This window comes from Burkholderia sp. Bp9142 (assembly GCF_003853415.1).
Classification (GTDB): Bacteria; Pseudomonadota; Gammaproteobacteria; order Burkholderiales; family Burkholderiaceae; genus Burkholderia.
The window spans coordinates 112,401-125,982 of the sequence record NZ_QTPP01000007.1; the positions used below are offsets into that span (position 1 = coordinate 112,401).

Annotated in this window: 16 protein-coding genes; 6 read left to right on the plus strand and 10 right to left on the minus strand. The window is 67.3% G+C overall.

Going from position 1 to position 13,582, the window contains the following annotated elements; all coding sequences use genetic code 11:
* Positions 1-243: 243 nt before the first annotated feature.
* Both DIE22_RS10455 and DIE22_RS10460 read right to left on the minus strand, forming a co-directional pair.
* Positions 244-552, minus strand: coding sequence for a type II toxin-antitoxin system RelE/ParE family toxin (locus tag DIE22_RS10455; protein ID WP_124498088.1), 309 nt, complete (start codon positions 550-552; stop codon positions 244-246).
* Positions 549-827: a YlcI/YnfO family protein gene (locus DIE22_RS10460; RefSeq protein WP_124498089.1), complete on the minus strand. Its 279-nt coding sequence runs from the start codon at positions 825-827 to the stop codon at positions 549-551. The genes DIE22_RS10455 and DIE22_RS10460 overlap by 4 nt, the downstream gene beginning before the upstream one ends.
* A 168-nt stretch (positions 828-995) precedes the next feature.
* On the opposite strand from DIE22_RS10460, the gene DIE22_RS10465 reads away from it, so the two are divergent.
* The 3 genes from DIE22_RS10465 (at position 996) to mctP (ending at position 3,901) form a co-directional block, all read left to right on the plus strand.
* Positions 996-1,913, plus strand: coding sequence for a spermidine synthase (locus DIE22_RS10465; protein ID WP_124498090.1), 918 nt, complete (start codon positions 996-998; stop codon positions 1,911-1,913).
* A 198-nt stretch (positions 1,914-2,111) separates the two neighbouring features.
* Complete coding sequence (locus tag DIE22_RS10470) at positions 2,112-2,354, plus strand: DUF3311 domain-containing protein (RefSeq protein ID WP_011657556.1); 243 nt, start codon at positions 2,112-2,114, stop codon at positions 2,352-2,354.
* Entirely contained in the window at positions 2,351-3,901 is a 1,551-nt protein-coding gene (mctP, locus tag DIE22_RS10475; protein ID WP_124498091.1) for a monocarboxylate uptake permease MctP, read from the plus strand. The genes DIE22_RS10470 and mctP overlap by 4 nt, the downstream gene beginning before the upstream one ends.
* Positions 3,902-3,988: 87 nt before the next feature.
* Here the strand turns inward: mctP and DIE22_RS10480 are convergent, their stop codons facing one another.
* From DIE22_RS10480 to DIE22_RS10500, 5 genes are all read right to left on the minus strand, one after another.
* A complete protein-coding gene (locus DIE22_RS10480; protein WP_124498092.1) occupies positions 3,989-4,444 on the minus strand; it encodes a VOC family protein in 456 nt (151 codons plus the stop codon).
* 245 nt (positions 4,445-4,689) lie between these two features.
* Positions 4,690-5,643, minus strand: coding sequence for a transaldolase (tal, locus tag DIE22_RS10485; RefSeq protein WP_124498093.1), 954 nt, complete (start codon positions 5,641-5,643; stop codon positions 4,690-4,692).
* Positions 5,644-5,810: 167 nt separating this feature from the next.
* On the minus strand, positions 5,811-7,022 hold the full coding sequence (locus DIE22_RS10490) for a benzoate/H(+) symporter BenE family transporter (protein ID WP_124498094.1): 1,212 nt from the start codon (positions 7,020-7,022) through the stop codon (positions 5,811-5,813).
* A 57-nt stretch (positions 7,023-7,079) separates the two neighbouring features.
* Positions 7,080-8,255, minus strand: coding sequence for a vWA domain-containing protein (locus DIE22_RS10495; protein WP_124498095.1), 1,176 nt, complete (start codon positions 8,253-8,255; stop codon positions 7,080-7,082).
* Positions 8,256-8,275: 20 nt separating this feature from the next.
* Entirely contained in the window at positions 8,276-9,118 is an 843-nt protein-coding gene (locus DIE22_RS10500; RefSeq protein WP_124498096.1) for an AAA family ATPase, read from the minus strand.
* Positions 9,119-9,363: 245 nt separating this feature from the next.
* Between DIE22_RS10500 and DIE22_RS10505 the strand changes: the two genes are divergently transcribed.
* Both DIE22_RS10505 and DIE22_RS10510 read left to right on the plus strand, forming a co-directional pair.
* The gene (locus DIE22_RS10505; protein ID WP_124498097.1) at positions 9,364-9,723 is read left to right on the plus strand and encodes a c-type cytochrome; all 360 of its coding nucleotides are present in this window, start codon (positions 9,364-9,366) and stop codon (positions 9,721-9,723) included.
* Between the two features lie 40 nt (positions 9,724-9,763).
* The gene (locus DIE22_RS10510; RefSeq protein ID WP_011885615.1) at positions 9,764-10,123 is read left to right on the plus strand and encodes a c-type cytochrome; all 360 of its coding nucleotides are present in this window, start codon (positions 9,764-9,766) and stop codon (positions 10,121-10,123) included.
* Between the two features lie 72 nt (positions 10,124-10,195).
* On the opposite strand, the gene DIE22_RS10515 is transcribed toward DIE22_RS10510, so the two are convergent.
* On the minus strand, positions 10,196-10,663 hold the full coding sequence (locus DIE22_RS10515) for a DUF1841 family protein (RefSeq protein ID WP_409364632.1): 468 nt from the start codon (positions 10,661-10,663) through the stop codon (positions 10,196-10,198).
* 213 nt (positions 10,664-10,876) lie between these two features.
* Here DIE22_RS10515 and DIE22_RS10520 point away from each other — a divergent pair, with 213 nt between their 5' ends.
* Entirely contained in the window at positions 10,877-11,806 is a 930-nt protein-coding gene (locus DIE22_RS10520) for a DMT family transporter (protein WP_124498099.1), read from the plus strand.
* Positions 11,807-11,904: 98 nt separating this feature from the next.
* On the opposite strand, the gene nth is transcribed toward DIE22_RS10520, so the two are convergent.
* Entirely contained in the window at positions 11,905-12,549 is a 645-nt protein-coding gene (gene nth / locus DIE22_RS10525) for an endonuclease III (protein WP_124498100.1), read from the minus strand.
* Positions 12,546-13,562 (minus strand): electron transport complex subunit RsxB, encoded by a 1,017-nt coding sequence (gene rsxB, locus DIE22_RS10530; RefSeq protein ID WP_124605049.1) that lies wholly within the window; start codon positions 13,560-13,562, stop codon positions 12,546-12,548. Before rsxB ends, nth begins: the two co-directional genes overlap by 4 nt.
* Positions 13,563-13,582 lie beyond the last annotated feature (20 nt).

Here is a 13,582-nt window from a genome sequence, read left to right on the forward strand (position 1 = left end):
ATCGATCCGTTCGGGCGGTTGCTCGGCGCGGTGCTTGGCGAGCCGGGGCTGCACGCGCTCGCGTATGACGCGCGGCTCGCGAGCCCGGCGAATGCGATGCTGTCGTTCGAGCAGAAGCTGGTGCAGTGGCGGGCGATTCGCGATCGACGCCCTGCCACGCGACCAGCAACCCCCATCCCCATCTGTAGCGCTTCGCCGGAAACCAGACAGTTTTGTCGTTCGGGGCCATGTGGCGCCACGTCGTCAGTGGTAGTCGCTTTCTCGTTGGTGGCGCACTGCGAGGATCGTCACCGTGCGACTGTCATCGATCTCGAACAATGCGACGTAGCCGGATGCCCCGAATGGAATGATCAACGCCCGCAGAAACGGCATGGACGGATGGACTTTACGGCAGGTGAACGGAGACGATTCGAGCGTGGCGATTCCTGAAACGATGGCCGCCAGTGCACGTTCGGCCCGTTCGACCTCCGCATCGTCGCGGTCGACGACGAAAGCATAAAGCCGGTCCAGGTCGTCCGATGCCGCGGACGTAAAGCGAACCGTATAGGTCATCGAGTCTGCCGCTTCCTGTCACGCAGCGTATCGAGTCGTCGACCCAGTCTCTCCAGCACTTCGGCCGACGACACATACTCGCCGGTGCGTCGAGCCTCGTCGCGCGACGCCATACCGCGCGCAATGAATTCGCTTTGGAGACGTCGACGTTCGATGCCTTCGCGAATCGACTGCTCGACGAAGCTCGACAGCGTTTCGCCTTCTTCAAGGACATTCTCGGCGGCATCGCGCAATTCCGGTTCGACCCGGACAGACGGAAAAGTCGCAGTTTTCATCGTGGCCTCTTTTGCATCGCAATTGCGATGCATTATCCCGTATGCCCGAATCGCATGCAAGTCGACCGAATGGCCGGCCGATCTGCCGTGCGCTCGCCCGGCGGCCGCCATCCCCCACCAATGCTATCCTCTCGTCCGCTCATCCAGCATCACCCAGCGAGATTCAACATGACCCGACTGATCAAGCGCGCGTCCGCCGAGGCGCGCGCATTCAAAAAACGCAAGCCGTCCGCCTACAACGGTTCCGAAAAGCTCCAGCCGCCGCGCGTGAAGCGCCGCCCGGAGATCGACGAACACGACGACGTGCCCGTCCTCGATGCGCCGCGCAAGCCGCGCTTCGCGCCCGTCACGTTCTCGGAGGAGCGCGGCGTGCGCTTCCTGCACTTCGGTACCGAATGGGTGCAGGGCGCGATGCGGATTTCCAAGCCGCTTCACATCGAGCTCGAATACGCGCAGCAGATGATGGCGTGGCTGCTGTTCCTCGAAACGCCCGAGCGAATCGTCCAGCTCGGGCTCGGCACCGGCGCGCTGACCAAGTTCTCGCACCGCTTCCTGCCGCACGCGAAGGTCGAGGCGGTCGAACTGAACCCGGCCGTGATCGTCGCGGCGCGCACGATGTTCGCGCTGCCGCCCGACGACACGCGCCTCGTCGTGCACGAAGCCGACGCATGGGATTTCGTGAACGACCCGGCCAATCGCGGCACGACGGGCGCGCTGCAGATCGACCTGTACGATGCAACCGCACGCGGCCCGGTGCTCGACAGCGTCGCGTTCTACCGCGCGGTGCGCGGCTGCCTCGCCGACGCGGGCATCGCGACGATCAACCTGTTCGGCGACCATCCGAGCTTCGTGCGCAACATGAAGCACCTGAACGCGGCGTTCGATCATCGCGTGATCGCGCTGCCGGAAGTGCACGACGGCAACCGGATCGCGATCGCGTTCTCGGGCCCCGCGCTCGACGTGTCGTTCGCGCAGCTGGAAGCACGCGCGAAGCTGATCGAGGACACGCTGAAGCTGCCCGCGCGCAAGTGGGTGAAAGCCTTGAAAGAAACGACGGGCGCACGCGAATCCTCGTTCGCGATCTGACGTGTCATGCACCGGCGGCATGCCGGTGCAACCACGCGACAAGGGGCGGATCACCTCGGGTTCGCCCCCGCTTGACCGCGTGCTCGCGGCTCCTATACTGGCGCGAAGCCAGGGGAGCCGCAGCCTACCCGTTTTGTGCTCCTCTCGGTGCCGTACCCGCTCAACAAGATCGATAACCGGGATAGATGAGGAGACGTCATGGCTCACGATGCCGACGCCAACCGGGCCGCCAAGCGCTGGCTCTGGCTGCTGGTGCTGCCGCTGATCGCGATGGTGTGGGTACCGTCGTACAGCAAGATCGAACCGCAATGGTTCGGATTTCCGTTTTTCTACTGGTACCAGCTGCTTTGGGTCTTCATCAGCGCGGTGATTACCGCGTTTGTATATTTCAAGACCAAGAACGCGTGGAAGGCGAGCGGCCCGCAAGGAGGTGCGCGATGAATCTCGGCGCAACCGTCGTCTTCGTCCTGCTGTTCATCGGTGTCACGATCATCGGTTTCCTGGCCGCGAACTGGCGGCGCGGCGATCTCGCCCACCTCGACGAATGGGGCCTCGGCGGCCGCCGCTTCGGCACGATCGTCACGTGGTTCCTGCTCGGCGGCGACCTCTACACGGCCTATACGTTCGTCGCGGTGCCCGCGCTCGTGTTCGGTGCCGGCGCGATGGGCTTCTTCGCGCTGCCGTACACGATCCTGATCTACCCGTTCGCGTTCATCGTGTTCCCGAAGCTGTGGAGCATCGCGAAGCGCCACGGCTACGTGACGGCCGCCGACTTCGTGAACGCGCGCTACGGCAGCCGCATGCTCGCGCTCGCGATCGCGGTGACGGGCATCCTCGCGACGATGCCGTACATCGCGCTGCAGCTCGTCGGCATCGAAGTGGTGATCGGCGCGCTCGGTTTCGACACGACGGGCTTCGTCGGCGACCTGCCGCTCATCATCGCGTTCGCGATCCTCGCCGCGTACACGTACACATCGGGGCTGCGCGCGCCCGCGATGATCGCGATCGTGAAGGACATCCTGATCTACGTCACGATCGCCGCGGCGGTCATCGTGATCCCCGCGAAGCTCGGCGGCTTCGGCCACATCTTCGCGTCGGTGCCGCCGGCGAAGCTGCTGCTGAAGGCGCCCGACGCGACGAGCCTGAACGGCTACAGCGCGTACGTGACGCTCGCGATCGGCTCGGCGCTCGCGCTGTTCCTGTATCCGCACTCGGTCACGGCGATCCTGTCGTCGTCGTCGGGCAACTCGATCCGCCGCAACATGGCGATGCTGCCCGCGTACTCGTTCGTGCTCGGCCTGCTCGCGCTGCTCGGCTACATGGCGCTCGCGGCGGGCGTGAAGGACATGCCGCAGTACGCGCCGTACTTCAAGGCGTTCGGCCCGAACTTCGCGGTGCCCGCGCTGTTCCTCGAGTATTTCCCGTCGTGGTTCGTCGGCGTCGCGTTCGCGGCGATCGGCATCGGCGCGCTGGTGCCGGCGGCGATTATGTCGATCGCGGCCGCGAACCTCTATACGCGCAACATCCACCGCGAGTTCGTGAACCGCAACATGACGCACGACCAGGAGACGCACGTCGCGAAGCTCACTTCGCTGATCGTGAAGGTCGGCGCGGTCGCGTTCATCCTCGGGCTGCCGCTGACCTATGCAATCCAGCTGCAGCTGCTAGGCGGGATCTGGATCATCCAGACGCTGCCCGCGATCGTGCTCGGCCTGTACACGCGGCTGCTCGACCATCGCGGCCTGCTGATCGGCTGGGCGGCCGGCATCGTGTGCGGCACGTGGATGGCGGTCTCGCTGAAGCTGGCGAGCTCGATCTTCACGATCCACCTGTTCGGATTCGCGATTCCCGGCTACGCGGCCGTGTGGTCGCTGGTCGTGAACCTGGTGGTGGCGGTGGCGGTGAGCGTGCTGGTGCGCGTGATGGGCATGGCGCATGCGGAGGACCGCACGCGGCCGGAGGACTATCTCGACGTCGTCGAGGGGTGATACGGACGGCGCGGCCGCGGGCCGCGCGTCGTGCGGGAAGCGACAACGACGCCCGCCGCTGCGAAGCGGCGGGCGTTGTCGCTGGCGTCAGCCCTGTGCGCGTTTCGCGAGATCCTCGCGCTGCGACAGGTCCTCGACGTTGACCATCCAGTGCACGCCGAAACGATCCTTCGCCATCCCGAAGCCGAGCGCCCAGAACGTCTTGCCGAACGGCATCGTCACTTCGCCGCCGTCGGCGAGCGCATTGAACAGCTTCTGGCCTTCCTCGACCGTCGCCGGATTCAGCGACAGCGAATAGCCGGCGTGCGTGCCGCCGCCCGGCTGGCTGCAGTCGCCGTCCGAGCACATGATCATCGAGTCGCCGATCGTGAAGCTCGCATGCATTACCTTGTCGGCCATCTCCGGTGCCATCGGGTGATCGGGATTCGGCGGCGCATCCTTGAAGTGCATCTTGAACATCGTCTTCGCGCCGAGCGCCTTTTCATAGAACTGCAGGGCTTCTTCCGCGCGGCCGTAGAACGTCAGATACGGTTGGACTTGCATCGTTGTCTCCTGTTGACCGGGCCGGCGTGTCGGTGCCGGCGCGGGTACTGCCAAGATTGACCGGGACGAGCACGCCGGGATGCGGCCGGCGCACTCGTGACGTGGATTGTAGTGCGCGCGCCTGACGATGGAATGAAAATAAAAACGGCCGCGAACACGAGGTTCGCGGCCGTTCGCGGCGCGTGCTGACGGCTGTTGTCAGGCCTGCTGACAGTTCAACTGACCGCGATGACGTGCCGTGCGGCTCAGCGCAGCGCGTCGATCAGCTTCTCGAGCTTCACCGCGTCGGCGGCGAACACGCGGATGCCTTCGGACAGTTTTTCCGTCGCCATCGCTTCGTCGTTCAGCTGGAAGCGGAACGAAGCCTCGTCGATCGCGACGCGCTCGGTCGGCTTGTCGTGCAGCGCGTCCGGCGACAGCTTGCGCTCGACCGTGTCGTTGCTGTCTTGCAGCGTCTGCAGCAAATCGGGGCTGATCGTCAGCAGGTCGCAGCCCGCGAGCTCGGTGATCTGGCTCGTCGTGCGGAAGCTCGCGCCCATCACTTCGGTGTTGTAGCCGAACGTCTTGTAGTACGTGTAGATGCGGCGCACCGACTGCACGCCCGGGTCGTTCGCGCCGCCGTTCTTCGTTTCATCCCAGTCGGCGCCGGCCTGCTTCTTGTACCAGTCGTAGATGCGTCCGACGAACGGCGAGATCAGTTGCGCGCCGGCTTCCGCGCACGCGGCGGCCTGAACCAGCGAGAAAAGCAGGGTCATGTTGCACTTGATCCCTTCCTTCTGCAGCACCTCGGCGGCGCGAATCCCTTCCCACGTCGACGCGAGCTTGATCAGGATGCGCTCGCGGCCGATGCCGGCGGCTTCGTACAGCTTGATCAGTTCGTGTGCCTTGTCGATCGAGCGCGTCGCGTCGAACGACAGGCGCGCATCGACCTCGGTCGACACGCGGCCCGGGATCAGCTTCAGGATCTCGGTGCCGAATGCGATCAGCAGGCGGTCGATGATGAAATCGGTGGGTTCGTTGCGGTGATCGCGGACGGTTTTCTCGAGGATCGGCTTGTAAGCGTCCTTCTGGACGGCCTTCAGGATCAGCGACGGGTTCGTGGTCGCATCCTGCGGCTTGTATTGCGCAAGCTGCTGGAAATCGCCCGTGTCGGCGACGACGGTCGTGTACTGCTTCAGCTGGTCGAGTGCGGTAGTCATGGCGATTCGGGAGGAGGGCGCGGGGCGCCGGGGTTCTCACGGGCCGCGCGAGCGCGGCAGCGAAGCGAGGCGGCGCCGGGCACCGCCTCCGAGCGGCTATTTTAGGCCCGATTCGCGTCGCGCACGTTTTGGCGTGCCGTTTGCAGTGCGCTCCCCGTCACACGGCGCTACGCGGGGCGCCGCGCGTTCAGGATCACCTGCGTGACGATCCCCGCGACGAGTCCCCAGAACGCCGAGCCGATCGACAGCAGCGTGAGGCCCGACGCGGTGACCATGAACGTGACGAGCGCGGCTTCGCGCTGCTTCACGTCCTGCATCGCGTTCGCGAGCCCGCTCATGATCGAGCCGAACAGTGCGAGCGCGGCGACCGACACGACGAGCGCCTTCGGCAGCGCAGCGAACAGCGCGGCGATCGTCGCGCCGAAGATCCCGGCGATCAGGTAGAACACGCCGCACCACACGGCGGCCGTGTAGCGCTTCGCGTGATCCTCGTGCGCTTCGGGGCCCGTGCAGATCGCCGCGGTGATCGCCGCGAGATTCACGCCGTGCGAGCCGAACGGCGCGAGCAGCAGCGAGGCGAGGCCGGTGGTCGCGATCAGCGGCGATGACGGTGTCGGGTAGCCGTCCGCGCGCAGCACCGCGATGCCCGGCACGTTCTGCGACGCCATCGCGACGACGAACAGCGGGATGCCGATGCTGACGATCGATGCGATCGAGAGCGCGGGCATCGTGAACACCGGTTGCGCGAGCGAGATGTGGAAGCGGCTGAAGTCGAGCAGGCCGAGGCCGCCGGCCACCGCGGTGCCGACGATCAGCGTCGTGACGATCGCATAGCGCGGCGCGAGCCGCTTGACGATCAGGTAGGTGAAGAACATCGCGAGCACGAGCGCGGTCTGGAACTGCGCGGCGCGGAAGATCTCGATGCCGATCTCGAACAGGATGCCCGCGAGCAAGGCGGCCGCGATGCCGGCCGGAATGCGCCGCATCAGCGTGTCGAACAGCCCGCTCACGCCGACCGCGGTCAGCAGCAGCGCGCACACGACGAACGCGCCGATCGCCTCCGGATACGGCACGCCGGGCAGCGACGCGATCAGCAGCGCGGCGCCGGGCGTCGACCACGCGACCACGACGGGTGCACGAAAGCGCAGCGACAGGCCGATCGTCGTCAAGGCCATGCCGATCGACAGTGCCCAGATCCACGACGAGATCTGCGCGTCGGTCAGGTGCGCGGCGCGGCCGGCCTGGAACATCAGCACGAGCGAGCTCGTGTAGCCCGTCATCATCGCGACGAAGCCGGCGACGAGCGCGGAGACGGACGTATCGGTGAAAAAGCGGCGGCCGCCGGCGCCGCCAGCGCTCGCGGTGGGCGAAGGGTTCATGCTATCTCCGGGGGGAGGCCGCGCGGACGCGGCCTTCGTGTCTGCAGGGTGGGTGCGTTACTTGCTGAGTGCGCGCATCGCGGTTTCGAGGCCCGCGAGCGTGAGCGGATACATGCGCTGGCCGAGCAGGTCGCGGATCACCGCGACCGATTGCCGGTATTCCCATAGCCGCTCGGGCTCGGGGTTCAGCCATGCATGGTGGGGGAACTGGTCGGCGAGGCGGCGCAGCCAGACGGCGCCGGCTTCCGGGTTGTTGTATTCGACCGAGCCGCCGGGCTGCAGCACTTCGTACGGGCTCATCGTCGCGTCGCCGACGAAGATCAGCTTGTAGTCGGGCGTGAACTTGTGCAGCACGTCCCACGTCGCGGTGCGCTCCGAGTGACGGCGGCGGTTGTTCTTCCACAGGTGGTCGTACACGCAATTGTGGAAGTAGTAGAACTCCAGGTGCTTGAACTCGGCCTTCGCGGCCGAGAACAGTTCCTCGGTGCGCTTGATGTGGTCGTCCATCGAGCCGCCGACGTCGAGCAGCATCAGCACCTTCACGTTGTTGTGGCGCTCGGGCACCATCCGCAGGTCGAGCCAGCCGGCGTTCGCGGCCGTGCTGCGGATCGTGCCGGGCAGGTCGAGTTCCTCGGCCGCGCCTTCGCGCGCGAAGCGGCGCAGGCGCCGCAACGCGACCTTGATGTTGCGCGTGCCGATCTCGACCGAGTCGTCGTAGTCGCGGTACGCGCGCGCCTCCCACACCTTGACCGCGGTGCGGTTGCCGTTCGACGGGCCGCCGATGCGCATGCCCTCGGGGTTGTAGCCGCCGTGCCCGAACGGCGACGTGCCGCCGGTGCCGATCCACTTGTTGCCGCCTTCGTGGCGTTCCTTCTGCTCGTCGAGCAGTGCCTTCAGGCGCTCCATCAGCTTGTCGAGGCCGCCCATCGCCTCGATCTGCGCCTTTTCCTCCGGCGACAGCTCGCGCTCGAGACGCTTCTCGAGCCAGTCGAGCGGAAGGTCGAACGCGTCGGACGGCAGCGCGGACACGCCGTGGAAATACGCGCCGAACGCCTGGTCGAACTTGTCGAAATACTGCTCGTCCTTGACGAGCGTCATGCGTGCGAGGAAGTAGAACGCGTCGATCGACGGCGAGATCAGCCCGGCCCTCAGCGATTCGAGCAGCGTCAGGTATTCCTTCACCGAGACGGGCAGCCTGGCTGCGCGCAGCGCGTAGAAGAAATTGAGCAGCATGGCCGGGCCTTCGCGGGGGGTTACCGGCTGTGCCGGTTCATGTAGACGAGCCGCTCGAGCAGGCTCAGGTCCTGCTCGTTCTTCAGCAGCGCGCCCGCGAGCGGCGGCACGATCTGCTTCGCGTCGGCGCCGCGCAGCGCGTCGGCCGGGATGTTCTCGGCGAGCAGCAGCTTCAGCCAGTCGAGCAGCTCGGACGTCGACGGCTTCTTCTTCAGCCCCGACACGCCGCGCAACTCGAAGAAACCCTGGAGCGCCGCGTGCAGCAGTTCCTCGCGGATGTTCGGGAAGTGGACCGCGACGATCTTCTGCATCGTCGACGCGTCGGGAAACTGGATGTAGTGGAAGAAGCAGCGGCGCAGGAACGCGTCGGGCAGCTCCTTCTCGTTGTTCGACGTGATGATGACGAGCGGGCGGTGCTTCGCGCGCACCGTCTCGCGCGTCTCGTACACGTGGAATTCCATCCGGTCGAGCTCGCGCAGCAGGTCGTTCGGGAATTCGATGTCGGCCTTGTCGATCTCGTCGATCAGCAGCACGCTCGGGTGCTCGGCGTCGAACGCCTGCCACAGCACGCCCTTCACGATGTAGTTCGAGATGTCCTTCACGCGCGCGTCGCCGAGCTGCGAGTCGCGCAGCCGCGATACCGCGTCGTATTCGTAGAGGCCCTGCTGCGCCTTGGTCGTCGACTTGATGTGCCATTGCAGCAGCGGCATGTCGAGCGCGGCGGCCACTTCCTCGGCGAGCATGGTCTTGCCGGTGCCGGGCTCGCCCTTGATCAGCAGCGGGCGTTGCAGGGTCAGCGCGGCGTTGACCGCGAGCTTCAGGTCGTCGGTGGCGACGTAGTGCGAGGATCCATCGAAACGCATGGCGGCGCTCTTTCCTGATCGCAAAAAAACCCAGTATAAGTCAGAAGGGCTGTCCGGTTGGGCCGGGGCCGCGTATCGTTGCGGGGCTGCGGCGGGGCGGGCCGGGGCGCCATATGGACGCGTTCCCCGCCGACGCGGTACAATCTGGCCGTTTTTTTTGGCCTGCGTGGCGATCCGATCAGCAAAACGGCGCGGGCCGTTGCCGCTTCGGCGCCAGTTTCCCCTCAAGCTAGGTTACAAGAGCTATGAACAAATTCGTCGGCAAACACGTCGTTGTCGCAGCGCTCGTGGCGCTCGCGGGCAGCGCGCAGGCGGCCGGTGTGGTCGGCAACCCGAAGGACGGGGCAGGCAAGGCCGCCATGTGCATCGGTTGCCACGGCATCCAGGATTACCGCGCGGCGTACCCGGAGGTCTACCGGGTGCCCGTCATCGGCGGCCAGAACCAGCAATACCTCGAGAACGCGCTGAAGGCCTACCGCAAGAAGGATCGTCACTTCCCGTCGATGAACGCGATCGCCGGTTCGCTGACGGACCAGGACATCGCGGATCTGGCGGCCTACTACGCCGCCCAGAAGGCCGACACGAAGGACAATCCCTACAAGTAAAGCGCGCGCCGCCGATCTGACCGGCGGGACAGGAGCATTCATGAACAACGCATTCAAGACGGCGGCGGTTGCACTGGCGGCCGGCCTCGCGATCGGTACCGCGCATGCGGCGGACACCACGAAGGGCAAGGAGCTGGTCGAGTCGCACAACTGCGCGGCCTGCCACGGCGCGCAGCTGAACAAGCCGATCAACGCCGAGTATCCGCGCCTCGCGGGCCAGCACGCCGACTACCTCGTGTGGGCGATGCGCCAGTACCAGATGGGGCTGACGAACCCGCTGCTCGGTCGCAACAACGCGATCATGCAGGCGCAGGTCCAGAACCTGTCGGTCAGCGACATGAAGGACATCGCGGCCTACATCGAGTCGCTGAAAGAGACCGATCTCGTCTTCAAGAAGTAAGCGCGCCCGGCCTTCCCGGTCCGTGCAGCAAGCATACCCCGCCGCGGCGGGGTATTTTTTTGCCCGCGCCGCTCAGTCGCGCGACGCGCGGCGCAGGATGCGCTGCAGGTACGCGTCCGTATCGGGCGGTGTGCCGGTGCGCTGCGCTTCCCAGATCGTCTCGCCGAGGCACTCCATGATCATGTGCTGCGCCTCGTGGGCCGAGTCGAGCTTCGCGGCCAGCTTGTCGTGCGCGGCGCGGATGCCGGGCGGCTGGTCGATCGACAGCTGCTCGCTGATCGCGAGGTGCATCGACAGGTGCAGGAACGGGTTCGTGCGGCCTTCCTCGGGCGTGTAGTCGCGCGCGGCGGCGCCGTCGGCGTCCGCGAGGTCGTCGTGGTATTCGGGGTGCTCGACGATCCAGTCGGCTGCCATCGCTTCCAGCGGCGTCAGGATCTCGCCGGCGCGCTGCTTGCGCCAGGTCTCGGTGAAAAAGCGACGGACTTCGTCGCGACTCGGATTGAACATGGTGGGGAAACGTCGTGATTCGGGCGGCGTCATGCCGCGTCGCGCATTGTACGCCGGGTCGGCGCACGGTGCTGGCGGCGGGTGGCGCGCGAGCGGGGCAGGCCCCGTGGCGCACCGCGGGCCGCGCCGGCCGGCGCCAGCCGCCGCGGCCGCGGCGCAACGCAACGGGTAAGCGCGGGGCTAGGCTGCCGGCCGGCGCGCCGCTACACTCCGACGATTCCCGTCGTCGCGCTCGCACCGTTCATCATGTCCGCCACCTCCCGCTCATCGTCCGCCGCGCTGCAGGGCGCGCTCTATGTCGCGCTGTCCGCCGCCGCATTCGGCGCGATGGCGATCTTCGGCCGTTATGCGTATGCGGCCGGCGTCGACGTGCTCGGGCTGCTGATCGTGCGTTTCGCGATCGGCGGCGCGATCCTCGCCGCGATCGCCCGGCACCGCCGCGTCGCATGGCCGCGCGGCCGCACGCTCGCGCCGCTCGTGGCGATGGGCGCGCTCGGCTACGTCGGGCAGTCGTTCTGCTATTTCAGCGCGCTCCAGCATGCGCAGGCGAGCCTCGTCGCACTGCTGCTGTACCTGTATCCGGCCTTCGTCACGCTGCTGGCCGCGTGGTGGCTCGGCGAGCGCCTCACGCGCGCGAAGGCGGTCGCGCTCGTGCTCTGTGTCGCCGGCTCCGCGCTGATGGTCGGCGGCGGCCACGGCGAGCCGCTCGGCATCGCGCTCGCGCTGGCCGCGGCGGTGATCTATTCGCTGTACATCGTCGGCGGCACGAAGGCGACGCGCGGCGTCGATCCGCTCGCCACCACCGCGATCATCTGCCTGTCGGCAACCGCGACGCTCGTGGCGATCGCAGTCGTGCGAACCGCGGCGTTCGGCGCGCCGCCGCGCTGGCCGGCAACGGCCGCCGGCTGGGCGTCGATGCTCGCGATCGCGCTGGTGTCGACGGTCGCCGCGATGCTCGCGTTCTTCGCCGGGCTCGAGCGGCTCGGGGCCGCGCGCACGTCGATGCTGTCGACGCTCGAACCGGTCGTGACGGTCGCGCTCGCGGCGCTGCTGTTCGGCGAGGCGCTGTCGCCGCTGCAGTGGGCTGGCGGCGTCGCGATCCTCGCGGCCGTGCTGGCGCTCGTGCGCGCGGGCGGCGCGGCGGCCGACGACGCGACGGCGACGTCCAACGCATAGCAGGGAAGGGGAAAGCCGCCGGCGCCGCAATGGCGCCCATGGGCGGTACCGCGCCCGGTTCGGTCGGCCGCGTGCGGTGCGTCAGCCGCAGCCGGCGCTCACTCGTTCGGCGGCGGCGTTTTCGGCCGGAATTCGCACAGCGGCTCGATCGCGCAGTGCCAGCATTCGGGCTTGCGCGCCTTGCACACGTAGCGTCCGTGCAGGATCAGCCAGTGATGCGCATCCTGCAGGAATTCCTTCGGCGTGAACTTCTCGAGTGCGGCCTCGACGGCCCGCACGTCCTTGCCCGGCGCGAGTCCCGTGCGGTTCGCGACGCGGAAGATGTGCGTGTCGACCGCGATCGTCGGCTGGCCGAACGCGGTGTTCAGCACGACGTTCGCGGTCTTGCGGCCGACGCCCGGCAGGCTCTCGAGCGCTTCGCGATCGGCCGGCACCTCGCCGTCGTAGCGCGCGAGCAGGAGGTTGCACGTCGCGATCACGTTCTTCGCCTTGGTGCGGTACAGGCCGATCGTCTTGATGTAGTCGGCGACGCCTTCCTCGCCGAGCGCGACGATTTGTCGCGGGGTGTTCGCGACCGGAAACATCTTCCGCATCGCCTTGTTGACCGACACGTCGGTCGCCTGCGCGGACAGCATCACCGCGATCAGCAACTCGAACGGCGTCGTGTATTCGAGCTCGGTGGTCGGGTGCGGATTGAGGCTTTGCAGCGTTTCGTAGATCGCGCGTCGTTTGGTGGCGTTCATGGACGGTTCTTGTCGGGCGGCGCGCACGGGCCGTTCCGGTCGGCGTTGTTGTCTGGATCGTCGCTGTCGTCACCGGCCGCCGCGGCCTCGGCATCGCGCTGCGCCTGCTGTTCGGCGAGCCGCTTGCGGCGGGCTTCGGCCGCGTCGATCTGCGCCTGCACGGCCGCGCTCACGCCTTCGGTGTTCTTCGGCCCGGCGCCTTGCTCGGAGAGTTCGTCCTTCTTCTTGCGTGCGCGTTCGAGCGCGGCGGCGATGATCGCGCGTTTCTTCGCGTCGGCGTCGTCGGCCGGGGCGGCGCCCGGCGTGCCCGGCTGCGTGCCGGGCTCTCCCGCGGCCGGCGCCGCCTTGGCCGCGCCGGCGCTGGCGCTGGCCGCGCGGCGGGCGGCGGCGCGCGCTTCCGCGGCCTCGCGTTCGCGGCGCTGGCGCGCGAGCCGGCGGTCGTGGCGTTCGCGCGCGGCGTCCGCCTGTTCCTGCGACCACGCGTCCCAGCCGGTGCGCTCGCCGGTCACGGGGACCATCGCGATGCAGTCGACCGGGCAGGGCGGCACGCACAGGTCGCAGCCCGTGCACAGCGATTCGATGATCGTGTGCATCTGTTTCGGCGCGCCGGCGATCGCATCGACCGGGCACGCCTGCATGCACAGCGTGCAGCCGATGCACAGGCTTTCGTCGATGAACGCGACGGCGCGCGGATGCTCGGTGCCGTTGACGGGGTTCAGCGGGATCACGGGCTTGCCGAGCAGGTTCGCGAGGCGTGCGATGCCTTCGGCGCCGCCGGGTGGGCACTGGTTGTAGTTCGCGTTGCTGGCGGCGATCGCGTCGGCGTACGGACGGCAGCCGTTATAGCCGCACTTCGTGCATTGCGTCTGGGGAAGCAGATCTTCGATGCGATCCGCGAGGGTCTTGGAATCGGTCACGGTGACAACGGGCGCAGCAGCGCCGAATGGCTCTCGGCCGCGTCGGGCGCGGCCGGAAAGGTTTGCCAAACCTTGATTATCGCCGATTTCCCGCATTGCGCTGGAGGCCGTCTGTG